The organism is Ensifer sp. EB106-03-01-XG145, from assembly GCF_058792075.1.
Genome location: NZ_JBYTEC010000039.1, coordinates 1 through 24,634 on the forward strand (window position 1 = coordinate 1; position 24,634 = coordinate 24,634).

Here is a 24,634-nt window from a genome sequence, read left to right on the forward strand (position 1 = left end):
TCAAAAGAAGCGCCCAGCGACGAGCATGGACTCAGACGGTTGTGGGATCTGTGAAGAGTGCCTGGCGTCCTGACGCTGTCAGCGTGCTGCATTTTGCGGGCGGTCGCCCCGCGCGCGGGGCGACAAGATCAAGTGGTCTGTTTTTCTGGCCGCGCCCGCGTCCGCGGGCGATATGCGCGCCGCAGCTTGCGGCGCGCCAAATCAAGGAAGAGGCCGACCGCGTCTTCTTCGCGCGAAAACTGATGCGCCGCCGTTTGTCCGCGCGCGCCAATCCGTCCCCAGCGACGTGTGAGGCAGATTTCGCCGTAGAGGTTGCTGCCGATCTCGAGCGAATAGAAGCGCGCCATGTTCTTCGTCGCGTCCTTGCGTTCGATATAGAGGCGATAGGGCTGTATGATCATGCGCGCAGAGTCGCGCGTTGCGCCGCGCCCGTCCAACGAGAGTTCTGAATCGATTGTGCGGCGAGCCACGGCCCACCTGTGCCGTCAAGGAGAGGCGCACCTGCCTGATAATTCCTGTAGTAGACGGCGAGTCGTCTTTATCCTATCGGTTGCACATGAAAACGAGCCTGGAACATCTTCCCGAGAAGAAGCAGCGCGAGCTTGACCGCGTTGTGGAGATCATCCACCAGGAGTTTGCGGATGCACTCGAGGGCGGCTCGGCCGACTTCAAGAAGCGCGGTCGGATTCTGAAAATCATCCTGTTCGGTTCCTACGCCCGCGGCACCTATGTCGACGAACCGCACACGATGAAGGGCTACCGTTCTGATTACGACATCCTCGTTATCGTCAATTCGAAGAAGCTTGCGGAACCGGAATATTGGGACAAGGCGAACGACCGGTTGATGTGGGACAAAACTGTTTCGACGCCCGTCGGGCTGATCGTCCATGGCGCCCGGGAGGTGAACAACTTCCTTGCAGACGGGCAATATTTCTTCGTCGATATTCTGCGCGAGGGCATCGTGCTTTACGAGCTCGATGATCGGCCACTCGCCGAGCCGAAACGGCTCTCGCCGACCGATGCTCTCCGCGTGGCGAAGGATCATTTTGAACGGCACTTCACGAACGCAACAGACTTCGCGGATGGCAGTCGTTTCTACCGAGACAAATCAAATCTGCCCCTCGCTGCTTTTGTGCTCCATCAGGCCGTCGAAACAGCGTATTCAAGCCTGCTCCTCACGCTCGCTAACTACAGTCCGCCGTCGCACAATCTCAAATTCCTCCGCGGTCTCGCCGAGGATCGCGACCAGCGGCTGATCGAGGCTTGGCCCCGCGACCAGCATCGTTTTACCGCCTGGTACAACATTCTCAACGAAGCCTATGTGAAGGCACGCTACTCCAAGCACTTTGAGATTACCGAAGAGGGGCTCGGCTGGCTTCTCGACCGGACGGAGCATCTTCTCCGCCTCGCTGAGATGGTCTGTCAGGAGCGGCTGAGCGAACTGGCCCACGCGGCGGACGCAACCTAACGCCTCGCTTCCCTCGCGTTAGTCCGCCCTTCATGAAAACTCGGTTTTCGTCTTCGATCGGCCGAGCGGCGCGCCCATCAATGGTGCGACAGCTTCAAACACCGCGGGCGCGATCTGGAATTGCCGTGCCATGCTGCGCCCCATCGAATTCTTCCCCATTTCTTCGATCAGAATGCCGCGCTCAACGAGCGGGTCGACGGTCTGGGCAGCAACGTTTCTGGCGAGACCTGTCATGTCAACGAGTTGTGCCAGCGTGATCGGCGAGCCGGTGGCGTGCAGCTTTTCGATCACAATTACCGTGATGAGGGTGACCTGTTTGAGACGGGAAGCCGACGTCTCGTCCTTCAGTGGATTAGTCATAATCTGCCTCGTGACCATGGTCAGAAGCGCAAGTTCAAGCTGCATCGAATGCTCCCTCGAATTCTGGTTCAGCATAGTAAGCAAGCTTGGCGGTGATGATCGGCCTCTGGCCTGCCAGGAACAGTAGTTGCGCTTGGCCGGGCAGGTTTCGGATTTCGTCCGAAGTGAGGAGCGGGCGGCCGGTATGTTGCTGGTTGAAGGAGATACCCGACTTTTCGGAATCGAGTGCGCGAGCCATGGTTTGGAAGACGACAGTTTCCTGTCCGAGCAGATCGGAGACGAGGCGCGCGCTGTCATGGTCGTTGACGCCGAAGACTTGCAACACGCCGGCATTTGAGAGGAAGGTTCCGGCGCGTTGTCCATACGTGGCACGAAGCTGGTGGACATCCTGCAAGTTGGGCCAGAGCTGAACACCGTACCCCGCCATGAGGCCCATGGCACGTTCGACGGAAGCCAGATGTCCAAGAGATGCAAACTCATCAAGTAGATAGAGGACCGGCGCTTCCGGTTTCGCCGGATTGCGGGCCATCTCAAGCAGGCTCTGCGTGACGAGCAGTCGCAGCCAGCGCGAATAGGTCGAGAGGCGGTCCGGCGGTAGGATGAGAAAGACGGTCAAGTTTCGGTGCTTCAAATCAGCGAAGCGGAAGTCCGATCGCCCGAGGACCTCCGTCATCCGGAGACTGTCGAGGAAATGGGTGTGGCGTTGCGCGGCCGAGAGAACGCCCGTTGCTTCGCGATCGGACTTTCCGAGGTGGCGGTTTGCCGCGCGGGCAATCAGCCCGCCAGCTTCGTCCATGTCCTGCATGCGCTTCATCAGTGCGGCGAACCGGTCAGGCGCTAAAGTGAGATATTCACGCAGTGTGCCGAGGTGACGGCGCCCTGGAGATTCCACCGCAACAATCTTCAGGACCAGTCCCGCAATCAGGGCTTTGGCTTCCTCGTTCCAGTGCGCATCGCCTGAGGCCCCCGGTTCGTCAAACACGAGCGCGTCGGCGAGCGTGCTTACGTCTTCCGCCACATCGATGCCATCAGGATCGAGCGTGGCGAGCGGATTGAAGGCCGCCGGAGGAAGCCCAGTGACGCCGAAGGGGTCGAGGATATGAACTGGCCCAAAAAGCTGGCGAGCGCGGTGGGCGATCCTGGCATTCTCGCCTTTAGGGTCGATGCAGATCACCGAGCGATTGGCCGTGAGCAAATTCGGAATGACGGTTCCCACACCCTTGCCGGTTCTTGTCGGCGCCATGGTCAGCAGATGGGCCGGACCATCATAACGCATGAGCTTTCCCGTCTTGCCATTGCGACCGATCAGGAGGCCGGAGCCGGATCGCGAAAGCGGAGCGACTTCGTTGTCGGTGGCAAAGCGCGCCGAGCCGTGCGTGTCGTCAGCGGTGTCCCCGAAGCGGAGGATGAGGGGACGCGTAATGAAACGGAAGAGGAGTGCGGCGAGCAGCAGCAGCGTAATGAGATCGAGTACCATGAAGGGAATAGAACCAGGGCCGATGCTGCCCATTTGCGCGAGAAGGAAGCGGCCCCCGAAACCGACGATGAACAACGCGGAGAAGAGGAAAAGGAGAATACCAAGCAGCGGTTTCCAGATCCGAAAGGGCGAGGAGAGAAGTGCAATGACAGCCCAAAGCGGGTCACGCGCGACCTCGCGCATCATGTTTTTAAAAGCAGCCCATGCGAGTGTCACCTCATTCATCCGCGGATCCTCGCGTGGTGTGGTCGGCGCCAGCATTTTCCGGATTGAGGAGATCGACAAAGAGCTCCTGATCACCGTCACGCGTGAGAAAGCCGGGCAACTCTCCTCGAAGCCAGTTTCTCAGGCGATGCGTAAATTCGCGATCGTTCGAGTGCTCCAGCCGATGAAGCACCAGCGCGCCAAGCAGGATCTTGCGACGTGTGTCTTGCGCGCGCTCCTGTTTTCCGATCCGAGCTTTGAGCGTCTTCTTGCGCTCTTCCAGTTCGGCGAGGCGCTGTGAGATCGACTTGCGTGCCATCAGATTCTCCTAATGCATGTAGTGCCCCAGTGTTTCTGCCATTGCGCGTTGTACGGGGAAGGTAGTCGACATTGCGGAATGCACAACCCCCGATTTAGCAGGGGAATGGTGCATCTTGCATGATCCCGGACGCAGGGAGCGAAGCGAGTAAAGTCTACAAGGGCGCACTTACGAGTTGCGCGGCAACTCAGCGCTTTGTATGGTTGTGCGACTTTGGAGAGTGTCGCTTGGCCATCTACCATTGCAGCATGAAGCCAATCGCTCGGAGCGGCGGCCGCAGCGCGGTCGCGGCCATCGCTTATCGGACGGCGACAAAGATGCTGAATGAGCGCGATGGCATGGTGCATGATTTCACGCGCAAGCACGGCGTCGAGCATTCTGAAATCGTTCTTCCGGATGGTGTCGACGCCGCCTGGGCACTCGATCGTTTAGTGCTCTGGAATACGGTGGAGAAGGCGGAGCATCGCAAGGACGCTCGCGTCGCGCGAGAATTCGAAGTGGCACTTCCGCATGAGATCGATGCCGCCGACCGCCTGGCGCTGACACGTGACTTCGCGCGCGAGCTTGCGAACCGCTACGGTGCGGCAGTCGACTTCTCCATCCACCAGCCGCAGGGCGAAACTGACATCCGTAACTTTCACGCGCATGTGGTGATGACAACGCGTGTGGTGACGGAGCAGGGGCTCGCAGAAAAAACGCTGATCGAACGCGAGAACAAGTGGCTGCTGGAGAACAATCAGCCGACCTCGCACATGCAGCTCCGCGAGATCAGAGAACTGTTCGAACATCACACCAACCGTCATTTGACGCGGCTCGGACTGGACGTTCGCGTCGATCATCGCTCGCATGTGGAGCGCGGTCTGGAGATCGAGCCAACGGAGCACATGGGCGTTCACGCTTCGCAGATGGACCGTCGTGGCTTGGGGGTGTCGCGCGACAAAATTGATCCCAAGGCAGCGCGCTTAAACGCACAATTGATCCGGAGAAAACCCGAGCAGGTACTGACAATTATCACCGGCGAAAAGAGCGTGTTCGATCGTCATGACGTGGCGCGGGCGTTGCATCGCTACATTGACGATCCACAAGGTTTCCACAATGCCTTTGCGGCTGTCATGGCATCACCGACGCTCGTTGAGTTGAAGCCCGAAACCGAGACTGAACTTGCGCGCTATTCGACACGGGAGATGGTCGAGACCGAACACGCGATGGCCGCACGTTCAGAGCGGATGGGGCACCGCTCCAGTCACCCTGTTCGTCTTCAACATGTCGAGCGAGCGCTGGATAACCAGGACGCGGCCCTTCGCACCAATCTATCCGCATCCAAGTCTCGGCATCAGCAACTAACAGCGGATCAAGACCCGGCGAACATGCGTGTAGGGCTCAGCGAAGAACAGCGTCTCGCCGTGCGTCACATCACGGGGTCGGAGCAGATTGCCGCCGTGATTGGATTTGCTGGAGCGGGCAAGTCAACGATGCTGGCGGCGGCAAGGAGCGCCTGGGCCGCGCAAGGTTATCGCGTTCATGGTGCTGCTCTTGCCGGCAAGGCAGCCGAAGGACTGGAAGAGTCATCGGGCATTGCCGCGCGTACGCTCGCCTCTTGGGAGTACGGTTGGCAGAACGGCAAAAGCCTGCTTACCAGCAATGACGTTCTCGTCATTGATGAAGCCGGCATGCTCGGCAGCCGACAGCTTGCCCGCTTCGTCAAACAGGCCGAAACCTCCGGCGCCAAACTTGTCCTTGTGGGTGATCACGAACAGCTGCAAGCGATCGGCGCCGGGTCTCCGTTCCGCGCAATTGTCGAACAAATCGGCGCGGTGCAACTCTCTGAAATCCGCCGCCAGGGCACAGCCTGGCAGCGCGACGCCTCGACCGCGTTTGCCACGCATCGAACGGGGGAGGGCCTTGCGCTTTATGCTGAGCACGATGCGATCCAGTTTCGCGAAAACCGAGATCAGGCAAGAGCGGCACTGGTGCAGGATTACCTGGCAGACAACGAAGCCCGTCCAGCCGGCTCCCGCATCGCACTCGCCCATCGGCGCATCGATGTGAGAGCGATCAACGCTGAGATCCGTTCCGGCCTTCAGGACCGTGGGCTGTTGGCGAAGGGCCGCGAGGAACACGCTTCTCTTGGGCAGGAAATCGTCTATCGGACGAATGACGGCGAGCGGGCGTTCGCGCGTGGCGATCGCGTCGTCCTTCTCGAGAACAACCGCGATCTCGGTGTGAAGAACGGCATGCTCGGTACCGTGATCGCCGTCGAGCCGGACGCACTACATTTACGTCTCGACGGCGGAGCTGGCGGTCGCAACAGCGGCCGCGCGCTCTCCATACCGGTCAACAGTTACCAAAGCTTTGATCATGGCTACGCCACCACGATTCATAAGTCGCAGGGGTCGACGGTCGATCGTGCCTTTGTCATGGCGTCGAGAACGATGGACCGCCATCTTTCCTACGTCGCGATGACGCGGCATCGGCAAGACGTGCAGCTCTACATAGGCCGCGACGAGCTGAAGGACATGACGGCGCTGTCAGCAAGCATGGGGCGCTCAGGTGCGAAGGAAACAACGCTCGACTATACCGGCGCCTTCGCCGAGCGGCGCGGACTGGCGGAGCAGCTTGGAGTAAGCAGCGAGATCCAGATTGGCCCTGATCTCACGTCCCAAAGAAGTTCACCGAGAAAGACTGGCGATCATGAGCGTTCAACCGCCGTCCACGCTGCAGCGTCAGAAAGACAAGCCGATGGGCGCCAACCGGTCGAGCCGCTTGTCCCAGCGCTCACTTCTTACGCCCGCACGGTCGACGACATAGCGCGCGAAAGAGCCAAGCCCAACTTCGATCGCGAAATGGAGTCGGTGCGATCGCTCGCGCGACGGGTTTACATCGATGCAGATGCCGCCGCCGCCACGATCAGTTCGGCGATCGTCGAGAAGAGTGTGACTGGAGAGGCGCTTGCCAAATCTATCGCAGAGCGGCCAGAGCAATTCGGTGAGTTGAAGGGCAGGGTAGGGCTGTTTGGCGAGAACAAAGAGCGCAAGGCGGCCCGCCAATTCGCAAGCGCGTTTGGCAAACACGTTGCAGCGGCCGCCGAGACCAGGACGCGGCGACTTGAAGCGGAGCGCGACGCGGAGACCTGGCAGCGGGAAAAGCGCGACGTGGTCGAAGTGCCAGGGCTTACGCCGCGCAGTGAGGGCATCCTGAAGCAACTCGATAGCCTACCCCAGGCCCAGAAGGCGCAGTTCGTGGAAGAGCTCGGTCGCAATCCCGAAGGTAGAGACGCACTCGAAGAGGCAAGGCGGACCGCGCACGCGCTTGAACAGCGCTTCGGGAGTTCAGACCCGCGTTCGTTCAAGAAGGAACTCGACCGGCTTCAGCTAGCTGATACCGCGAAGATCGATCGCATCAACGAGGTCGCCCGCATTGCTGATCGCGCGCACGGGGCGGAGTTGAGCCAAAAATATGAGCTTACACGCGGACTGAAGAAGGGGTTGGGTTTGGGAATGTAAAACTATCGAAGCCAGCATCAGCTTCGCCACCCGCAAACATCTCTGGTTTGCGCTTTCGGCGCTCCGAAATCTCTTCGTCACCCCGCATCACAAACGATCCGCCCTGGCCACTCACATTCACCGCATCCGCGCAATAGCGCATTGGAAAGTCGCGACGGGCGCGGTTGCCTGATCTCAGAGCGCCGCGGGGCTAGTTCGATCACCGCTCGATAACGTGACAACTCCGGTTGCACGTCTCGATCGGAGCCACCGATCGGCCGTCAGCTTCTTCCCGACAACTATCGGCGAACCGAGGCGCCGTTTGGATTCTCGGATGCCTGACAGGCCCTGTGGTTTCGGATCTCGGGCCTGGCGCACCGCTAATATCCGACCGGTTCGCCGAAGCATCAATCAGGCTCACGCGACGTCTATAGCGGCGGTTTGTCGAGAAGTAGGACGGAGCGCAAATCGCTCCGTCAGCACAGATGCTCTTGTGCGTGACGAAGTGCGTTTCCAGATAGGCTTCGAACGCCTCTACGGACACTATGCACCGGCTGGTTGCTATGATGTTCACCTTATGAGCCAGGAAGATGGTGTAACGGGCGGAACCCGGCCCGGCAGGTTTGAAGGGCCGGTGGTCGTCCCTCACAATGATGGTGTCGCGGAGTCAGGAGTGGCCTGCTCCATAGCATCACGGAGAAACGACCATGAAGCAGTATGCCGGTATCGACGTATCATTGGAATACTCGAGCGTGTGCGTGGTGGATGCGGATGGCCGGATCATCCGGGAAGCGAAGATCCTCAGCGAACCCGATGCGCTGATCGCCTGGTTCGGCGCGCACGGCGTGGCGATGGAGCGCATTGGTCTGGAGGCCGGCCCCCTGTCGCAGTGGCTGCATGCCGGGATGGTGAAAGCAGGTCTTTCCGTCGAGCTGATCGAGACACGCCACGTGCGTGCCGCCTTCAAGACGATGCCGGTCAAGACCGACAAGAAGGACGCCCGCGGCATTGCGCAGTTGATGCGGCTTGGCTGGTTCAGACCGGTCCACTGCAAATCTCTGGCCGCCCAGGAGGTGCGTGCGCTGCTGACTGCCCGCAAGCTCATTCAGGGCAAGCTTCACGACATCGAGATGAGCATCCGGGGCATCCTGCGCGGCTTCGGCCTCAAGGTCGGGCCGACGACGCGGCGCACTTTCGCGGGACGTATCCGCGTGCTAATTGCAGGCCATTCGACCTTGGAAGCGATCGCTATGGCACTGCTGAAGGTGCGCGACGCGCTTGTGCAGGAATTTTCTGGGTTTGAGCGCAAGCTGCGCGCCATCGCCCGTCAGGATGACAACGCACTTCGATTGATGACGACGCCCGGCGTTGGTGTCCTGGTGGCGCTGACGTTTGTCGCGGCCGTCGATGCGCCGGAGCGCTTCCGCTCCTCCCGCGCGGTCGGGCCCCACTTCGGATTGACGCCGAGGAAATATCAATCGGGCGAGACCGATCAAAGCGGTCGCATCTCGAAGATCGGCGATGGCAGCGTGCGCACCGTGCTCTACGAGGCAGCCAACGTCATCCTGACGCGACCGGTCAAAGGCTCCGATCTGAAGCGCTGGGCACTGGCGGTCGCCAGACGTGCCGGTCCCAAAAAGGCGCGCGTGGCGCTGGCCCGCAAATTGGCGGTGGTGTTGCATTGCATGCTCAGGGACAGAACCAACTTCGTTGCTCATAAGGGAGCGTCCGCTGTGGCGGCTTGATCGGGAGGAGACGACAAGACAGGTCTCGGACGGGCGCAGCCATCAGCCCTCCGCAGCAAGGTCCCTTCGCCGGGACGATGGATGGGTTAGGCCGCTATGCGATCAGCAGCACGCGGTGACTGCGCCTCTAAGATTGGTCAGCCGGTCCTCAGCAGACACCATAGAGCAGCGGCAAAGCTCCGACTGCGGACAGAAGCAAGCACTCGGCGAGGGATTAAGCGCACAAGGGATTGACGAAGCGCCCGTTACAGAAGATCGCATAATGTATCGTAGGGAAGCGGCTAAACTCCGAAGTCTCACCATTCGCGATGATACTGGATTTTGTCATGCAGGTGCATTACATTGGCCTTGTGAAGGAGATTTGTCATGGCTGCAAATGCACTGGTCCAGACGCGGATTGATGCTGACATCAAGGACCGCGCCACGGCTGTCCTGCAAAACATGGGGCTGACTGTCTCGGATGCTGTTCGTATCCTTCTGACGCGAACGGCGAACGAAGGCTCATTACCGCTCGAGATGGTCGGTAGCAGTGACGCCCACGATGCCTGGTTCCGCGCCAAAGTGTTGGAGGCTCTCGAGGATACGCGACCTGATTACGAGGATGCGGATGCTGAGGCTCGCTTTCGCGAGCGCCGGGCGGCAGCTCTGCGTAAGGCCGGGGCTGGCGACCGATGAGGCTTGTCTGGGCGCAGTATGCGCTTGACGATCGAGACGCTATCTTCAGCTACATTGAAAGTGAAAACCCGAAAGCGGCGGTGTACGTCGACGAGGAGATTGCGCATGCAGTTCGGCGTCTCCTCGACTTTCCCGAAAGCGGCCGCCCTGGTCGAATTGAGGGAACGCGGGAGTTGGTAATTCCTCGCACTCCCTACATCGCCGCCTACACGGTGACAGTCGACCGCGTTCGCATTCTGCGCATTCTGCACGGTGCCCAGATATGGCCCTTTGAGCTCGGCGACGAGTGAATCCTACGCCAATTCTTTTGGCTGTCGGCGGTTCGCTTCCTTTCAAATCGAGGGATGCGTAGTCGGCTTCCGCTGCGTCGCAGCGGCAAGGGCCGATCGTCTCGAACGGGCCGACTGCAGACGATGGCCCAAGGCTGAAATGCGCCAACTTGAGACCTGACTGAGATCTCCTGTGCGTAACGGACTCTCTTACGCGAACCGGGATGCTGTTCTCGCGCGCGCCTTTGCCGCTACCTCCTCGCGATCGCGAGGAGGTTGAGAGGTCCCCAGCGATCGAGCAGCTCGCGGGCGCATGCCGCGATCGAACTGACACGCGCTCGATCGCTGATCTGCTGGTTGATGCCCTTCTGGCGCGGATGCTTCGCCGCGTGTTCCGGCATTGTGGTTGTCTAATCCTGTTGAGATCAACGTAATATGATAAGAAGCCAATTTGACGGGCGGGTCGGAGGACAGTCAGGGCATGGCGAGCAAGACGATTATGCAGCAACGCGACCTGCGCGAGGAAACCGCGCCCCTTCGGGCGCGAATTCTCGACATGCTCTCGCAACTGCCGTGGGACGGTGTTCGCTACGGCCACCCTGTTCCGGAGCTTTCGCTCTATCGCATCATCGAGCCAGCGGGCCCGTTTTCCAGCGTCTCCGAACCAAGCGTGGCGCTCATCATCAAGGGAAGCAAGCGTATCCATGTCGGTAACGAAATGCTCGTTTACGATGAATCCTGCTTCTTCATGACCGCCATCGGCTTGCCGATGACCGGCCAGATCTGCGAGGCGAGCGAGAGCGAGCCCTATGTGGCAGCCACGCTACGCCTTGATCTCGAAAAGCTGCGTCGAATCATCGCCGATTACGACATCCAGCCACTTGATGCAGCCGAACGCGATCTCGGCGTCGCGGTTGGCGCCGCCACACCGGAGCTGTTCGACGCCTTATTGCGACTAATTTCGCTCGCGAACACGCCAGCGGACATCCCGTTCCTGGCCAATCAAATCCAGAGCGAGATCCTCTATCGGCTGCTCACCGGCGAGCAAGGTGCGCGGCTGCGGCGTTTCGCGCTCGCTGGCACGAACAGTAACCGGGTGGCAAAGGCCGTCGCATGGCTGAAAGAAAACTATGCCCGGCCGCTTCGTGTCGAAGAACTCGCGGAGATTGCGAACATGGGGATATCCACGTTGCACCACCATTTCCGCGCCATGACAGCCATGAGCCCACTGCAGTTCCAGAAGCACCTACGGCTGCATCATGCGCGGGAATTGATGCTTTCAGAATCGCTCGACGCCGCAACCGCCGCGCTGCGCGTCGGCTACGAAAGCCAGACACAGTTCAACAGGGAATATCGGCGCGCCTTCGGTCATCCGCCGCTCAGAGACATCAAGGCAATCCTCAACTCCAGCGACTCGAAAAGACGCGACTCCATCGGTTGACGGGCTGCCGAACACAAGTGGAGCGCCCGTTGGTGCGCTGGCGCATCTTTTGTCATGATCACAATTTCGTCAGGCCGAGAGGAATAGGCAATAATCTGACAGGATCGAACCTACCAGCGTGCAGGATGGTCTTCTAAGCTGCAGCCGCGGTCTGGCGAATGGCCGCGGCGCGTGAAGCAGGGTTTCCGGATAAGCATCCCGAGACCACGCGCCCGAACGCGAGGAGAGCATCATGGCAATTGTAACGATCAACGGCGTCGAACACACGGTCGAGGCCGAGGCGGATATGCCGCTTCTTTGGGTGATCCGCGATCTGGTTGGACTAACAGGGACGAAGTTCGGCTGTGGCATGGCGCAGTGCGGTGCCTGCACGGTCTATGTCGACGGTTCGCCGGTTCGGTCTTGTCAGACCTTGGTCGATGACATCGAAGGGGCAAAAGTGACGACCATCGAGGGCCTCAAGGGAAAGGTCGCGCAAACGGTTCAGGCAGTCTGGGCCGATCTCGACGTCCCGCAGTGCGGCTACTGCCAGTCGGGGCAGATCATGTCGGCGACAGACCTCCTGGCGAACAATCCGAAGCCGAGCGATGAGGACATCGACACGGCCATGTCGGGCAATCTCTGTCGTTGCGCCACCTATCACCGAATCCGAGCCGGCATTCACGAAGCCGCTAAGCGTCTGGAGGCTTGAGCCATGCTGCCCAAACTCATGCAATCGGTTTTCCTTCCGGCCGCGGAAGCGCAGGCATCGCGGCGACAGTTCCTCATTGGTGCCCTTGCTGCAGGTACTGGTATGGCCGTCGGCTTTCGCCTCCTGTCCGCGTCCCCGGCGGTAGCGGGCGAGACAGCGACGACCAGCGCTTCACATGCCTTTTCCCCCTACGTGACAATCGACGGCGATGGAAAAGTGACCGTACTTTCGTCGCAGTTCGAGATGGGCCAGGGCTCCTATAACGGTATTGCCACACTGGTGGCGGAAGAACTCGAGGCCGATTGGTCGACGATCGAAGTGAAGGGGGCCGCCGGCGATGTGAAGGCCTATGGCAACATCGCCTTTGGAGGTGCCTTTCAGGGCACCGGCGGGTCCACGTCGATGGCGTCCTCCTGGGAGCGCTATCGCAAGGCGGGTGCCGCGGCCCGCTCCATGCTGGTCGCCGCCGCTGCCTCCGAATGGGGTGTTGCCGCGGCAGAGATCACCGTCGAGAACGGCATTCTTGCCCATCCGTCAGGCAAGAGCGCCGGTTTCGGTGTCTTCGCCGCAAAGGCGGCGACAATGCCGGTGCCCACGGACGTGGTACTTAAGCAACCGAGCGACTGGAAGCTGATCGGCAATGCCAGACTGAAGCGCTTCGACAGCGCCCGTAAGGCAAACGGGACGGAGCAGTACACGATCGACATCAAGCTTCCCGGCATGCTGACCGCCGTGATGATCCATCCGCCGCTGTTTGGAGCGAAGGTAAAGTCCTTCGACGCCTCGTCCGCGCGCACCGTCAAGGGGGTGGTGGACGTCGTCGAAACGCCTCGGGGCGTTGCCGTCGTCGGCGAAAACATGTGGGCGGCGATCAAGGGCCGCGAGGCGGTCACCGTCAGTTGGGACGAAACGGCGGCGGAAAAGCGCGGCACGGCCGAGCTCATGTCCGCCTATCGGGAGCTTGCGAAGAAGATGCCGGCCGCGCTTGCGCGCAACGATGGTGACGCAGAAACAGCCTTCGCCGGCGCAACAAAAGTAATCGAGGCAAGTTTCGAGTTTCCCTATCTCGCGCATGCCGCGATGGAGCCGCTGAATGCCGTGGCGCGCATGAACGAGGACGGTACGCTCGAGGTCTGGGGTGGGCATCAGTTCCCGGACGTATACCAGATGCTTGCCGGCCAGGTGGCCGGGATTGCCCCCGAAAAGGTACGCCTCATTGTGATGAAGACCGGCGGCAGTTTTGGCCGGCGGGCCGTGTTCGACGGTGACGTCGTCGTCGAGGCGGTGCATGTGGCCAAGGCCCTCGGTTTCCGCGCGCCGGTAAAGGTGCAGTGGACTCGGGAGGACGACATGCGCGCGGGTCGCTATCGACCCGCGTATGTGCATAGCCTCAAGGCCGGTATCGACGAGAACGGAAAGCTCGTTGCATGGAGCAACCACATCGTCGGCCAGTCCATCATGGCGAAGACTGCGTTCGATGGAATGGTCAAGAATGGGGTCGACCCGACCTCGGTCGAAGGGGCCAACAATCTGCCCTATGCCATTCCAAACCAGACGGTGGGTTTGACCACCACTGAGGCCGGCGTTCCGGTTCTATGGTGGCGCTCCGTCGGCTCGACCCATACGGCCTTCGCAGCTGAAACCTTCCTGGACGAGGTCGCCGAGACGGCGGGACGAGATCCGATCGAATTCCGTCTTTCGATGCTTGAGCCGCAGTCGCGTCACGCGACCGTCCTCAAGCTGGCGGCGGAAAAGGCGGATTGGCAGAAGCCCTTGCCGGAGGGGCGCTTCCGAGGCGTTGCCATCGCCGAGAGCTTCGGCTCCGTTGTGGCCGAGATCGCCGAGGTTTCGACTGACGGAAATGGCCAGATCCAGGTCGAGCGCGTCGTAGTCGCTGTCGATTGCGGTCTGGCGATCAATCCGGACCAGGTCCGCGCCCAGGTGGAGGGCGGAATCGGCTTTGGGCTGGGTGCGATACTCGGCGAGGAGATCACGCTGACGGACGGCAAGGTCGATCAGAGCAATTTCGACCTTTACACGCCCCTCAGAATTGATGCGATGCCAAAGGTCGAAGTTCACATTGTCGCCTCCGCCAATCCGCCCTCCGGCATAGGCGAGCCCGGCGTTCCGCCCATCGGCCCCGCAGTCGCCAACGCCGCCTACAGGGCGCTCGGCAAGCGGATCCGCGTCATGCCATTCGTGAGATCGCTCAACACGTGAGCTCGCATGCCCGGCCGGCCGCATGGCCGGTTGGGCATGGGGCCAGACCTTCGGCGGTCACGCGCGTGGCAGAAAACCGTCGCGCGCGCCGATGAAGGCCGTTTCTGCCGGACCGAGGCGCTGGCTCTGCGCAGTTTCGTCTGCGTGAGCGCGCGCGCCGATCCGCGCCCACTGCTCCGCGCTGCCATAGTGCTCCTGTGCGGCCGCTACGGAGGGCGTCGTGGCGATACTGAGATATCTGCTGCTCATTCCGTTCCTAACTTTCTAGACCGCCGGAGCTAACTTCAATCCTGCAAGGCCCAGTCCGCCACCTCCCAGCGCATCTGCCCACGGTCGGCGACGACACGGCCGAGCCCTGGGAAGGGCATGTGCGTGGCGGCGATGAGTGCGCCTTCCGAAGCGGCGCGAGGGAAAAAGCGGTCGCGCATTGCCTTGGCCGCTGCACGGTCCTGCTCGAACAGGAAGAACACGTCGGTCGCCCCCGGATGCACGACCGGAAAGAGCATGTCCGAGACCATGATGAGGCTCTTCCCGTCATCCTCGACCTGCACGCCGATATGGCCGGGTGTATGGCCGGTCAGGTCGACAATTGAGACGCCGCGCACAATTTCGCGTTCTCCGTCAATCGCCTGGAGTTTCGGATAGAGGCGCACCACCTCCTCCGCCATCTTAAAGCTGGTCTGCAGATAATCGGGCGCGCCGCTGCGCTTGGCCGGGTCGGTCCAATGGGTGACGTCGCGACGATCGATGTAGAGCTCCGCCTTGGGGTAGTTGTTCTTGCCTCCGGCGATCAGACCGCCCATGTGGTCCTGATGCATATGCGTCACGATCACCGCGTCGATCTGGTCAAGCTGCAGGCCAAGCGCGCCGAGCGCCTGCGGCAGTTTGCCGGTCTGCCCGATCGAGCCCGCTGCACCGGCATCAATCAGGATGCGGCGCTCGCCATCATCGATGAGATACTGGTTGAAGAGGAACCGCACCCCACTCGGCCGGGCGGTGAACTGAGCGACTGCCGCCTGCTCCACCTCGGCCGGGGCGCGTCCCGGAAAATAGTCGTAGGGCATATCGGCATACCCGTCTGTCAGCGCCGTTACCGTGAAGCGACCGATGCGGATCTGCGCCAGCGGCGTAATGCTGACCGGCGTTTTGGCGGTATTCTGCGCTGCGGCAAGGGCCGGTGCGCCACCGATCAGTCCTCCCCCGAGGAGGCCGAGAGGAAGAGCGCTGGCAAAGGCACGACGTGAAAGTTGAGGCATGACGTCTTTCTCCTGATCATTGGCACAAAAGCTAGGATATCCGAAACCAATAGGGTATCCTGCCATTTCAGGAACTTTCCTCTCAATTTCCGGAAGGATCCGATGGATCGGTTTGAAGCGATGTCGGTGCTGCTGGCGGTGGTGGACGCCGGCAGCCTCTCGGCTGGAGCGCGGCGATTGCATGCACCGCTCGCCACGGTCAGCCGCAAGGTCGCGGATCTTGAAAAACACCTTGGCGTGCGCCTGGTCCTGCGCACCCGCCGCGGCCTCTCCTTGACGGATGAGGGGCGCAGCTTCGTCGCCGCGTCACGTCGTATTCTGGAGGAACTGGACGCGGCAGAGCGGCAGGCCAGCGGCGACTATGGCGCGCTGCGTGGAGGGCTGCACGTGACCGCACCGATTGCCTTCGGCGAGCGCCATCTGCTGCCAATAGCTCTGGAGTTCCTGAAGCAGCAACCCGATATCAACCTGCGTCTGACCCTCGCCGATCGGCAGCTAAGTCTGGCAGACGAGCACGTCGATGTGGCCCTGCGGATCGGACACTTGGCGGACAGCGCGCTTATCGCAACGCGCGTCGGCGCCGTCCGACGGGTGATCTGCGCGAGCCCCGACTATCTTGCCCGCCGAGGCGTTCCACTTCAGCCGGAAGACCTCAGCCACCATGACGGCATAAGCTTTCAGGGCTTTGCGACCGCGCCGGAATGGCGCTACCGCCGGGACGGCGCGGCCTTTGCCATCGAGCCGCGCCCCAAATTCGCGGTCAATACGACGGAGGCTGCCATTCAGGCTGCAATAGCCGGTATCGGCATTATCCGCGTGCTGTCTTACCAGATCTCCGATCAGTTGCGCTCCGGCGCTCTGCACGAATTGCTGACGGACTTTGCACCGGAACCGCTACCTGTGAACGTTATCCATGGACCAGCCGATCCCCTGCCGCTGAAGGTGCGGTGCTTCCTCGACTGGATCGTCCCAAGCCTACGCGCGCAGCTGGCTTACTAGCGTCCCGCTTCAGGCGCACCACCGTTGATGGCAGTGAGGCGCACCGGTGCGAATGCTACAAGATGCGGCTGTCCTTCCCTAAGCGCCTAACATGTCTATGCTCCGCAGTGCATCCTCAATATCTCCTTCGGCCAAGGTTAGGCCGCTTGGAAAACGTATGTGAGCGGTGAGACGGGCCGTCATTTCTTTGGCGATGCGTTCCCAGGTAGAGCGTCTTTTCACCAGATCGAAGTCCACGATAAGCGGCGACTATGGGAATCAAGAACTATCTGATCGAAGGCGGTTCCGGCACTGGGAAAATGTGTGTCGCTACCGAAGTGGAGCGGCGGGGCCACCATGTCGTCCATGGTGATCGGGTCTTGGCCTATGTCGGCGACCCCGAGACGGGCCAGGCACTCGCAGGACGACCCGAAGGCAAAATCGACACGACGGGTACCGTCCCAAGTGTCGTCGACGATATCCTCGCTCAACTCACCTGACGCCCAGAAAGTCCTGAGAATGGGATGGAAAGCACTCGATTATTGCGGAACGCTAGCCGCGTGAATGGCTCACGGGCGGCATTATCGCTTTCGTAGTGACCGGCAACTCTCAGAACGAGAAACCGGGTGCCTTAACGACCGACAAGAAGGCGCAACCTGCCATCCCGGTGCAACGAATTGACAGTCCGCTTCGCATCGAAGGGAGCCGTCCTTCACGAGCCCTGTGCACGGCTCATTGCGACGATGTTCACGTTCTGGGCTAAGAAGATCGTGCCGCACAGGGCAAGGCTCCGGCTATGCGGCTCCCTCTCCGGGATCAACTCCAGTTCGCCATGAAGCGCTATTTCTTCTGTCTTGAGTTTGAAGCTGGTCTGCATGTTCATCCAAAACTCCGGCGGGCGCCTCGGTTGCCTTCCTTAGTCGGCGGACTTGAGCCCTTTAAAGGCAACGAGAGACATCTCTCCGCCCCCACCAAGACCTCAGAGGCAAGCAACGCAACGTCGAAGCGTTTCGTGGCCTGCCCTATCTTGGCAGCCACCTTGACCGTGTCGCCAAGCGCGGGAGGGTGTGGAAATGATCTTGCAGTCAGCCACGGCACGTTCATCGGCGCGGCGAAAATCACCTTCGTAGCGTCAGAGCCGGAGGCAACGTAAATGGCGAACTTGCGATGATGGCGTTGGCCGCTGTAGAGCTACTAACATGCAGTCCTATTTGCCAGTGCGTCTGGCCGCATCTATTCACCCATTAGGCGGAGCCTCTTCAGGTTCAAAACCTCCACGGAGCGTGTGCTTTCGAGCCGAATGATGCCCATGGCGCGTAGCTTCGAAAAGCTCCGCGACACAGTTTCGATCGTCATGCCCAGATAATCACCAATATCGATTCGTGTCATCGGAAGTGCTATGCGCCCGTCTCCGCGGTGGCGATCATGAAGATCCACCAGGAAGACGGCGAGCTTCTCAAGTGCACTTTGTCTTCCAACGACCGATAGGTGCTCCTGCGCCCGCACCATACTGGCAAGTGCCAGTGACATTAAGTCCGAAGGACAGCAATCGACCCCTTCGGTATCGATGGTGGTCAGCCCCGTAGGTGCGATGCTTTCTGCGAAGAAGCTACGCATCGGGCGAGCTTCGAAGCCGAAGGTCTCTCCTGCAATGTAAAAAGCAACCACTTGTCTGCGACCGTCGGCAAGAAGGCGATAGAGACGGACGGCGCCATACTCGATGCGATAGACAGCCCCTCCTCGCTCACCTTGGGCGTAGATTTCGGTTTCTGCCTCGTAGAACGAGACAGCGCGGTGGCGGGCAAATGACCGCGCATGGAGCCCAGTGGGCGGGTTGAAGGGGGGAGTGGTGATGGAAACAGTAGAAGCGTGCATTTTGACCGGCCCTTGTTGATGGCCAGATCATGCTGGAGAATGCGCGAGCAATAAATTCGTTCGTTCCACTACGTGTTTCTACGTAGAGCGTTCAACGCTGCAATGATATCCGGGCCGGAAAGCGGCTTTTGTACCACGAGCACGTTCTTGCGCGCTGATTGACCGATGTCCCCATCGGCAAGCAGAACGGTCCTCTTGCCCCCCGCAAGAGCCAAACAGGCTTCGATGTCCGTCGCCGGCAAGGACCCGTCAAGAACAAGGATTTCCGCCGCTGTGGTTCGCTCTTTTGCCGCGTTCCACGATTGAAACTGCTCCACCCGAAAACCATAGGCCTCCATGGTGAAGACCAGCGAGCGAAGCAAAGCTTTGTCTTTCGCGATCGTGACGACGGGGGTCGGACTGGACACAACGGTTCCGTGGGTTGGAGACAGGGCAATGTCTCGAACTTCGCACAGATGGTCGGCCAGTACTTTGTTTCAGATCAAGAGTGGCTAGCTCGCGACACCCGCGGTGAGCGACATTCTTACGAGTTCGGGGAGGCTTCGGGCCTGCATCTTCGCCATTACATTGGCGCGGTGGACCTCGACAGTCCGCGGGCTGATGTCGAGAGCAAAGGCGATTGCTTTGTTCGGTTGCCCCGCGACCACAGCTGTGAGGACCTGCCGCTCCCGCTCGCTGAGCGTGCCAATGCGCGTTCTGACGTCTTCAGCGCTCTCTGTGATTGTGCATGCATCGCTCAGTCGCTCGGAGGCCCGGCGTATCGCGTCGACGATAGCGGTGTCCTCGAAAGGCTTTTCGATAAAATCAATCGCCCCTGCCTTCATCGCCTCTACGGCCATCGGAACATCTCCGTGGCCAGTAATCATAATCGAAGGGATTGCGATCTCGAGGGCCGCCAGACGACGTATGAGCTCGAGGCCACTGAGATCCGGCATGCGCATGTCGGTGATGAGCACTGCTTGTCGCAGATTTGGAGCAAGGGAAAGGAACGCGGTGGCTGACTCGTGCACCCGGACGCCCAGTCCGTTCATCGTCAGCATAAAAGCAAGCGATTTCCTGACCGCCTCCTCGTCGTCGACAATATGCACGGTGAAGTCGTCAATCGGCATTTTCTTCCTCGTTGTATTCCGGCAGGGTAAAGCTGAAGCGTGCGCCGCCCAAGGTGCCCGTGGACACGGTCAACTTGCCACCATGCGCCTCGACGATGCGCTTGGAGATCGACAATCCAATGCCCATTCCACCAGCCTTGGTCGTTGTGAACGCCTTAAACAAGTCGGCGCCTATTTCCTCAGGTATGCCAGGGCCGGAGTCTTCGACAGCTATCATCACCTCTGCAGTTCCCAAGCGTCGAATGGTGACCAAAAGTTCCTTCTTGGCCGAATTTTTCATCGCTTCTACAGCGTTGCGCATGAGGTTCGTCAGGACTTGCTGTATCTGGATTCGGTCGACCATGACCTGGTCTGCGCCGGATTCGAAGTCGAACACCGTGCGGACCCCTTTTTCGCGCGACCCCACCAATGCAAGCGCGCCGGCCTCTTCCACCAGTTGCCGCAGGTTGTGGGGAGACCTATCCGTCTCGCCCTTGGTGACAAATTCCCGCAAGTGTTTGATGATCTGCCCCGCTCGCAGGCTCTGTTCTCCGGCTTCCTTAAGTGCATCGCGTATCTGGATGTCGCGCATGCTTTCGGCTTGCTGAAGGAGCCGTCCGCATCCGTGGACATAGTTGGCTATAGCCGAGAGTGGCTGATTCAGTTCGTGGGCGAGGGTTGAAGCCATTTCGCCCATTTCGTTGAGGCGGGCGAGACGAGCAAGTTCGGTCTGAACCTCTTGGAGGCGAGCGGCCGATTCCTGGCGCTCGGTCAGGTCCCGTACAAAGCCCGTGAAAAACCTTCGGCCACCTGATCGCATCTCACCAACGGCGAGTTTCATGGGAAAAGTCGATCCGTCTTTGCGTTGGCCGACGACAACACGGTCGGTCCCGATTATCCGCTTCTCCCCCGTCGAGAGATACCGCTTGAGATAGCCGTCGTGTTCCTTGCGATAGGGTTGCGGCATCAGCATCCGTAGGTTCTGACCGATCACCTCTTCCTCGGCGTATCCGAACTGCCTGACAGCCGCGGCGTTGAAAGATACGATCGTGCCGTCCTGCTCGCTGACGATAGTAGCATCGAGAACGGTATCAAGGATCGAACGAAGATGGGCCTCTCTTGTAGTCAAGGCCTCTTCTGCAGCTGCAAAGTCGCCGCGGGCGCGATGGAGCAATTCGCCCAAGAAGGAAATTGCGACACCTACGGCGGTGAACACTACCAATTCAGGAATTTGGACCCCGCCAGGAGTAAGTGACCTCAGATAGGCTGCCGAACAGATGGAAGCGGAGACAGCAAGCATTCCTGGACCAATACCCCCGGTAACAGCCGCAAGAAGTACGGGGGGCACGAAAAGAATGTAGATTGCCCGATCATCCAGAATGTCCGTTAGGAAGTAGCGAAGGAGGAAGGCGATCAGAACAGCGGACGCGGCAAATGCGTAACCTTGGGCGGCGGGCCATTTGCGGCGGAGGACGAAGTTCGAGATGGTGCGCGTGAAGCCGGGGTCACCAGTTGGCATCATATCTAATTCCGCATTCTCCACCTATCTAGAATTGACTTTTATCATGGAGGTTACATCCCTGCCACCCGCTCAACCGGCCCCTTTTGACCTACCCGGCACATTATGAGAGCTCCCGCGTCCCGAGCTCGACTTCATGTCGCAAGCCGTGGCAATGCTCGGCTTCAGGGGGATGTGCGGTGTTTGTTCCCCCAATGTGCCTTTGGGATCGCATAATGTATCGGGCCTTTATCAACCAAAGACAGCGGTAGCCTTGATACACAAGGGCTACCATGCGATTCTTCGGGCATGATCCGAAGGAGATGAGAATGTCGGAGATGCTTGCAGCGCTTACCAACATTCGGACCGCGGAAGATATGGTCGTGGCCTTTCGCGATGAGGAACAGTGTCGGCGATTGCTGGAAAGCATGGTGTGGCCGGCCGGAAGAGTTTGCCCCGCCTGTGGTTACAAGCGCTCGATCGCGATCGCCGGGCGCGATATGGGCAAGCGGCGTGCGCGTCCGGGTCTCTATCAATGCTCCAGCGGCGAGTGTCGGTTCCAGTTTACGGTGACGACACACACGCCGCTGCATTCCACAAAACTTCCTTTGAGTGTCTGGCTGAAGGGCATGTGGCTTATTCTGCAGTCGGATAAAGGTTTGTCCTCGGTGCGTCTGGCCGAGGCTCTGGGGGTAAGCCAACCCACGGCCTGGCGGATGGGACACGCGCTGCGTCTCATGGCGGCGCGCGAGCACATGCTCGATGGCACGGTGGAGATCGACCATTTTTATCTCGGTGGGCGAGCAAGAATAAATCCGGACGATCCACCGCCTGGACGAGGCCGAAAAGGCCTACCGAATACCCAGAAGACGCCTGTCATGGTGATCGTTCAACGGCCAGATGACATCACACCCGGCACTCCGGCCGGTGACGCGCGTGCTGCGGTGGTGACTGGTCTTTCGCTCCGTGCAGCGGCGCGCGCCGCCGAAGCGCAGATCGACCCCGACGCCTGCTTGATGAGCGATGAGGCGACAGCGTTCATGGCCCTTGGCGAGAGCTATGCCAGACATGACACTGTGAAGCATTCCAGCCGCGAATACGTTCGTGACGCCGTTCATGTCAATTCGGTCGAAGGTTTCAATGCCCGCGTCCGCCGCACAATTGCCGGCGTCTTTCATCACATCAGCCCGCAGCACGCCGACCTGTATTTCCACGAGATCGGTTTCCGCTGGTCACAGCGCATTGTGACGGGCCAGGCTGTGCGGAAAAGCCGAAATGGCAGGGAACGCATGAAAACCCTTTGGTCACGCGTGCCACCGGCGCTGCAATTGCTGCAAATCTTTCGCGCCGCGACCGGCCGTCAACTGCGCAGAAGTCCGGATGGTGGCATCATCGTCAAATCAGCAGTCGCTGTCTTTGGTTGATAAAGGCCATGTATCGAACGGAACCGAGGTTTATGGCTACGCGAGCGAACCATCTGCGGCGGATGAAGACCGGAACCTCACACCAAGACCACCACTGATAAGCTCGCCTTCGTCCTGAAATACGACTCCAGCAGCCTCAAACGTCAGTTTGAGCAGGCGCAGGTTGCTTTCACGCATCTCGCCACCCTTTTCGAACGCTCGAATTGAAACCGCACTGATCGCCGTGCGCTCAGCAAGTTCCGCTTGTGTCCAATTGAGTAGAGCTCGCGCGGCGCGGCACTGTGGTGGTTTGAGCATAAAACTTTCTTTTTTCGAAAGTTGGGTATTGAAATCAAAAGTTACGTAGCCTAATGTTCCTCAACCTACCTTTCGGGCCGAGCGGTTGCAACAATCGCGCGGACTATGTTGGTGTACGCCTAAAACCGAACTCAGCACGCTCCCGCAACAAATCTGCGGTTGCGAAGACGCGCGATCACTTCGGAGCCTACATGGAACTGCGCCAGCTTTCGTACTTCGTCGCGGTCGCCGAGGAGCTGCATTTCAATCGCGCGGCTGCGCGGATGTGCATCGCGCAGCCGGCGCTCAGTTCGCACCGGCCCCCTATCGCAATGGCTGTTCGATGGCCTTGCCAGGGCCGGGCTACCGGTCATCTGCATCGAGACGCGCCATACCAAGGCATTTCTCAAGGCACAGCCGAACAAGAGCGATCGCAACGACGCCCGTGGCATCGCCCAGATGATGCGCGTCAATCTGTTCCGGCCGGTGCATGTGAAGACGCTGATCAGCCAGAAGCGCCGCGCCTTGCTGACGGCGCGCAAATTGCTGCAGGGGAAGGCAATCGCGATTGAAAACGACATCCGCGGCCTGTTGCGCAATTTTGGACTGAAGGTCGGTATCGTCGGCGCGGTCAAGTTCGAGGAGCGGATCCGGGAACTGGTGGATGATATCTCCGATATCGGGGAAATCATGGAGCCGTTGCTGGCGGCAAGACAGAAGTTGCGTGACGAATTCTCCCGGCTGCACAAAAAGGTTCTGGATATCGCCCGTAACGACCTTGAATGCCGGAGGCTGATGACGATCCCCGGTGTCGGCCCTGTCGTTTCACTCGCGTTCACCAGCACGATCGACATTCCTCAGCGGTTTAGAAACTCGAAAGTGGTCGGCGCTGTACTGGGATTGACGCCCAAACTGAACGAGTCGGGCGAAAGCAAACGCATCGGGCACATCTCCTGTTGCGGGGACGCGATGATGCGGATGCTGCTCCACGAAGCCGCGCAGTCCTTGTTGTCAGTCACAAGGAAATGGTCGTGGTTGAAGGCCTGGGCGATGAACGTGGCCAAGAGGCGAGGGCGCCAAAAGGCCATTACCGCATTGGCGCACCGCCTGGCAGTGATCATGCACCGCATGTGGAGCGATGGCACCGAGTTCCGCTGGACGAAGGAGGGATTGCCAACCGCGCACGCATGACCTGATCATTGATCTCGACACAATAACAGTTTCCGCTTCGTGCGGAGAAGAAGTCCCTCGCGGGACGACGGATGAAGTAAGTTCGGCCCTCCCCTTGTACCGGCCGCCGCAGGCAGGTGGTCCAGGACGTCGGTGCAGATTGTTCTGCTTCATTCTTCTGACCCCATGGTGGGAGGGCCCGCAGGGCCGATCCCGGAGAGAAGCAAGACCCCGCGATGGATTTCCTTTGACCGAGAAGGCGCTCGACGATGCTTGACCTCGACCCGCCGAATAGAGAAGGGGAGGTGTTCTACGATCGCGCGGTCCGGATCATTGGTGATGTCGGGCTGTCGATGGAGGTGGCGCGGTCAGTGGCAGGGAAGGCGGCGCGCACGATCAGGATTGGGACCATCTATCCGGCAACGGTCGGCGTGCTGCCGGCGTTTCTTGCGCGCATCGGCCGGAAGTTTCCAGAGGTTGCGTTGCATGTGACGAGCGGCTCGACCAGCGACATCATCCGCTCGATCGAGAATGGCCAGATCAATCTCGGCTTCATCCGGCCGGTCGAAAACATCGGCTCCTTGCGCTTCTTCTCGATCGCACATGAGCGCTATCTGCTGGCGGTGGAAAAGACGAGCCCACTGGCGCTTCGAAGCGAGATCGACATCGAGGACCTTCGCTCCGAAAGGATCATCGCCTTTTCCCGTCAGAACCTCTC

The 24,634-nt window shown here is 60.0% G+C and carries 23 protein-coding genes and 5 pseudogenes; 15 read left to right on the forward strand and 13 right to left on the reverse strand.

Annotation, left to right across the window (positions count from 1 at the left end; all coding sequences use genetic code 11):
- Positions 1–128 precede the first annotated feature (128 nt).
- Entirely contained in the window at positions 129–437 is a 309-nt protein-coding gene (locus tag AC3WWH_RS33160; RefSeq protein ID WP_245299045.1) for a WGR domain-containing protein, read from the reverse strand.
- Between the two features lie 119 nt (positions 438–556).
- On the opposite strand from AC3WWH_RS33160, the gene AC3WWH_RS33165 reads away from it, so the two are divergent.
- Positions 557–1,468, forward strand: coding sequence for a nucleotidyltransferase and HEPN domain-containing protein (locus AC3WWH_RS33165; RefSeq protein WP_058320844.1), 912 nt, complete (start codon positions 557–559; stop codon positions 1,466–1,468).
- A gap of 30 nt (positions 1,469–1,498) precedes the next feature.
- Here AC3WWH_RS33165 and AC3WWH_RS33170 read toward each other — a convergent pair whose 3' ends face one another.
- Genes AC3WWH_RS33170 through AC3WWH_RS33180 form a run of 3 tightly spaced genes read right to left on the reverse strand, consistent with a single transcriptional unit; the run spans position 1,499 to position 3,828 of the window.
- Positions 1,499–1,873 (reverse strand): SMC-Scp complex subunit ScpB, encoded by a 375-nt coding sequence (locus AC3WWH_RS33170; protein WP_058320845.1) that lies wholly within the window; start codon positions 1,871–1,873, stop codon positions 1,499–1,501.
- Positions 1,863–3,530, reverse strand: a complete 1,668-nt coding sequence (locus AC3WWH_RS33175; protein WP_058320846.1) for a type IV secretory system conjugative DNA transfer family protein — start codon at positions 3,528–3,530, stop codon at positions 1,863–1,865. Before AC3WWH_RS33175 ends, AC3WWH_RS33170 begins: the two co-directional genes overlap by 11 nt.
- Positions 3,523–3,828 carry a hypothetical protein gene (locus AC3WWH_RS33180; RefSeq protein ID WP_058320847.1) on the reverse strand — a complete coding sequence of 102 codons (306 nt, stop codon included), beginning with the start codon at positions 3,826–3,828 and terminating at the stop codon, positions 3,523–3,525. The genes AC3WWH_RS33175 and AC3WWH_RS33180 overlap by 8 nt, the downstream gene beginning before the upstream one ends.
- Positions 3,829–4,055: 227 nt before the next feature.
- On the opposite strand from AC3WWH_RS33180, the gene traA reads away from it, so the two are divergent.
- From traA to AC3WWH_RS33205, 5 genes and pseudogenes are all read left to right on the forward strand, one after another.
- A complete protein-coding gene (traA, locus tag AC3WWH_RS33185; RefSeq protein ID WP_113398366.1) occupies positions 4,056–7,331 on the forward strand; it encodes a Ti-type conjugative transfer relaxase TraA in 3,276 nt (1,091 codons plus the stop codon).
- Between the two features lie 55 nt (positions 7,332–7,386).
- Positions 7,387–7,503: pseudogene (locus AC3WWH_RS33190) on the forward strand (IS6 family transposase); the annotation flags it as partial.
- A gap of 514 nt (positions 7,504–8,017) precedes the next feature.
- Positions 8,018–9,055, forward strand: coding sequence for an IS110 family RNA-guided transposase (locus AC3WWH_RS33195; RefSeq protein WP_058325353.1), 1,038 nt, complete (start codon positions 8,018–8,020; stop codon positions 9,053–9,055).
- 366 nt (positions 9,056–9,421) lie between these two features.
- The gene (locus tag AC3WWH_RS33200) at positions 9,422–9,730 is read left to right on the forward strand and encodes a type II toxin-antitoxin system RelB/DinJ family antitoxin (RefSeq protein WP_057248627.1); all 309 of its coding nucleotides are present in this window, start codon (positions 9,422–9,424) and stop codon (positions 9,728–9,730) included.
- Positions 9,727–10,020 carry a type II toxin-antitoxin system RelE/ParE family toxin gene (locus AC3WWH_RS33205; protein WP_058325352.1) on the forward strand — a complete coding sequence of 98 codons (294 nt, stop codon included), beginning with the start codon at positions 9,727–9,729 and terminating at the stop codon, positions 10,018–10,020. The genes AC3WWH_RS33200 and AC3WWH_RS33205 overlap by 4 nt, the downstream gene beginning before the upstream one ends.
- Positions 10,021–10,209: 189 nt before the next feature.
- Here the strand turns inward: AC3WWH_RS33205 and AC3WWH_RS33210 are convergent.
- Positions 10,210–10,331, reverse strand: a pseudogene (locus AC3WWH_RS33210) (DUF2277 domain-containing protein); the annotation flags it as partial.
- A 149-nt stretch (positions 10,332–10,480) separates the two neighbouring features.
- Between AC3WWH_RS33210 and AC3WWH_RS33215 the strand changes: the two are divergent.
- The 3 genes from AC3WWH_RS33215 (at position 10,481) to AC3WWH_RS33225 (ending at position 14,351) form a co-directional block, all read left to right on the forward strand.
- Complete coding sequence (locus tag AC3WWH_RS33215) at positions 10,481–11,440, forward strand: AraC family transcriptional regulator (protein WP_058325351.1); 960 nt, start codon at positions 10,481–10,483, stop codon at positions 11,438–11,440.
- Positions 11,441–11,672: 232 nt separating this feature from the next.
- Complete coding sequence (locus tag AC3WWH_RS33220) at positions 11,673–12,131, forward strand: (2Fe-2S)-binding protein (RefSeq protein ID WP_058325350.1); 459 nt, start codon at positions 11,673–11,675, stop codon at positions 12,129–12,131.
- A 3-nt stretch (positions 12,132–12,134) separates the two neighbouring features.
- A complete protein-coding gene (locus tag AC3WWH_RS33225; protein ID WP_058325349.1) occupies positions 12,135–14,351 on the forward strand; it encodes a xanthine dehydrogenase family protein molybdopterin-binding subunit in 2,217 nt (738 codons plus the stop codon).
- A 57-nt stretch (positions 14,352–14,408) separates the two neighbouring features.
- On the opposite strand, the gene AC3WWH_RS33230 is transcribed toward AC3WWH_RS33225, so the two are convergent.
- Complete coding sequence (locus tag AC3WWH_RS33230; protein WP_245299324.1) at positions 14,409–14,600, reverse strand: hypothetical protein; 192 nt, start codon at positions 14,598–14,600, stop codon at positions 14,409–14,411.
- 35 nt (positions 14,601–14,635) lie between these two features.
- On the reverse strand, positions 14,636–15,607 hold the full coding sequence (locus tag AC3WWH_RS33235) for an MBL fold metallo-hydrolase (protein ID WP_492377586.1): 972 nt from the start codon (positions 15,605–15,607) through the stop codon (positions 14,636–14,638).
- A 102-nt stretch (positions 15,608–15,709) separates the two neighbouring features.
- On the opposite strand from AC3WWH_RS33235, the gene AC3WWH_RS33240 reads away from it, so the two are divergent.
- A complete protein-coding gene (locus tag AC3WWH_RS33240; RefSeq protein ID WP_058325347.1) occupies positions 15,710–16,606 on the forward strand; it encodes a LysR family transcriptional regulator in 897 nt (298 codons plus the stop codon).
- A gap of 251 nt (positions 16,607–16,857) precedes the next feature.
- A pseudogene (locus tag AC3WWH_RS33245) lies at positions 16,858–17,022 on the forward strand (nucleoside kinase); the annotation flags it as partial.
- Positions 17,023–17,297: 275 nt separating this feature from the next.
- On the opposite strand, the gene AC3WWH_RS33250 reads toward AC3WWH_RS33245, so the two are convergent.
- The 5 genes from AC3WWH_RS33250 to AC3WWH_RS33270 form a co-directional block, all read right to left on the reverse strand.
- The gene (locus AC3WWH_RS33250; RefSeq protein WP_156433259.1) at positions 17,298–17,468 is read right to left on the reverse strand and encodes a hypothetical protein; all 171 of its coding nucleotides are present in this window, start codon (positions 17,466–17,468) and stop codon (positions 17,298–17,300) included.
- A gap of 350 nt (positions 17,469–17,818) precedes the next feature.
- Positions 17,819–18,460, reverse strand: a complete 642-nt coding sequence (locus tag AC3WWH_RS33255; protein WP_058325346.1) for a helix-turn-helix domain-containing protein — start codon at positions 18,458–18,460, stop codon at positions 17,819–17,821.
- Positions 18,461–18,528: 68 nt separating this feature from the next.
- Entirely contained in the window at positions 18,529–18,867 is a 339-nt protein-coding gene (locus tag AC3WWH_RS33260; protein WP_058325345.1) for a hypothetical protein, read from the reverse strand.
- 84 nt (positions 18,868–18,951) lie between these two features.
- Complete coding sequence (fixJ, locus tag AC3WWH_RS33265; protein WP_058325354.1) at positions 18,952–19,563, reverse strand: response regulator FixJ; 612 nt, start codon at positions 19,561–19,563, stop codon at positions 18,952–18,954.
- Positions 19,559–21,067 (reverse strand): PAS domain S-box protein, encoded by a 1,509-nt coding sequence (locus AC3WWH_RS33270; protein ID WP_373419945.1) that lies wholly within the window; start codon positions 21,065–21,067, stop codon positions 19,559–19,561. Before AC3WWH_RS33270 ends, fixJ begins: the two co-directional genes overlap by 5 nt.
- A gap of 308 nt (positions 21,068–21,375) precedes the next feature.
- Between AC3WWH_RS33270 and AC3WWH_RS33275 the strand changes: the two genes are divergently transcribed.
- Complete coding sequence (locus AC3WWH_RS33275; RefSeq protein ID WP_334197403.1) at positions 21,376–22,470, forward strand: IS1595 family transposase; 1,095 nt, start codon at positions 21,376–21,378, stop codon at positions 22,468–22,470.
- Positions 22,471–22,506: 36 nt separating this feature from the next.
- Here the strand turns inward: AC3WWH_RS33275 and AC3WWH_RS33280 are convergent, their stop codons facing one another.
- The gene (locus AC3WWH_RS33280; protein WP_113399367.1) at positions 22,507–22,767 is read right to left on the reverse strand and encodes a helix-turn-helix domain-containing protein; all 261 of its coding nucleotides are present in this window, start codon (positions 22,765–22,767) and stop codon (positions 22,507–22,509) included.
- Between the two features lie 191 nt (positions 22,768–22,958).
- Between AC3WWH_RS33280 and AC3WWH_RS33285 the strand changes: the two are divergent.
- The 3 genes and pseudogenes from AC3WWH_RS33285 to AC3WWH_RS33295 all read left to right on the forward strand — a co-directional run.
- Positions 22,959–23,063: pseudogene (locus AC3WWH_RS33285) on the forward strand (LysR family transcriptional regulator); the annotation flags it as partial.
- Positions 23,062–23,937 (forward strand): annotated as a pseudogene (locus AC3WWH_RS33290) (IS110 family RNA-guided transposase); the annotation flags it as partial. The pseudogenes AC3WWH_RS33285 and AC3WWH_RS33290, both read left to right, overlap by 2 nt.
- 248 nt (positions 23,938–24,185) lie before the next feature.
- Positions 24,186–24,634 (forward strand): LysR family substrate-binding domain-containing protein (locus AC3WWH_RS33295; RefSeq protein ID WP_492377587.1); only part of this gene is annotated, 449 nt, incomplete at its 3' end.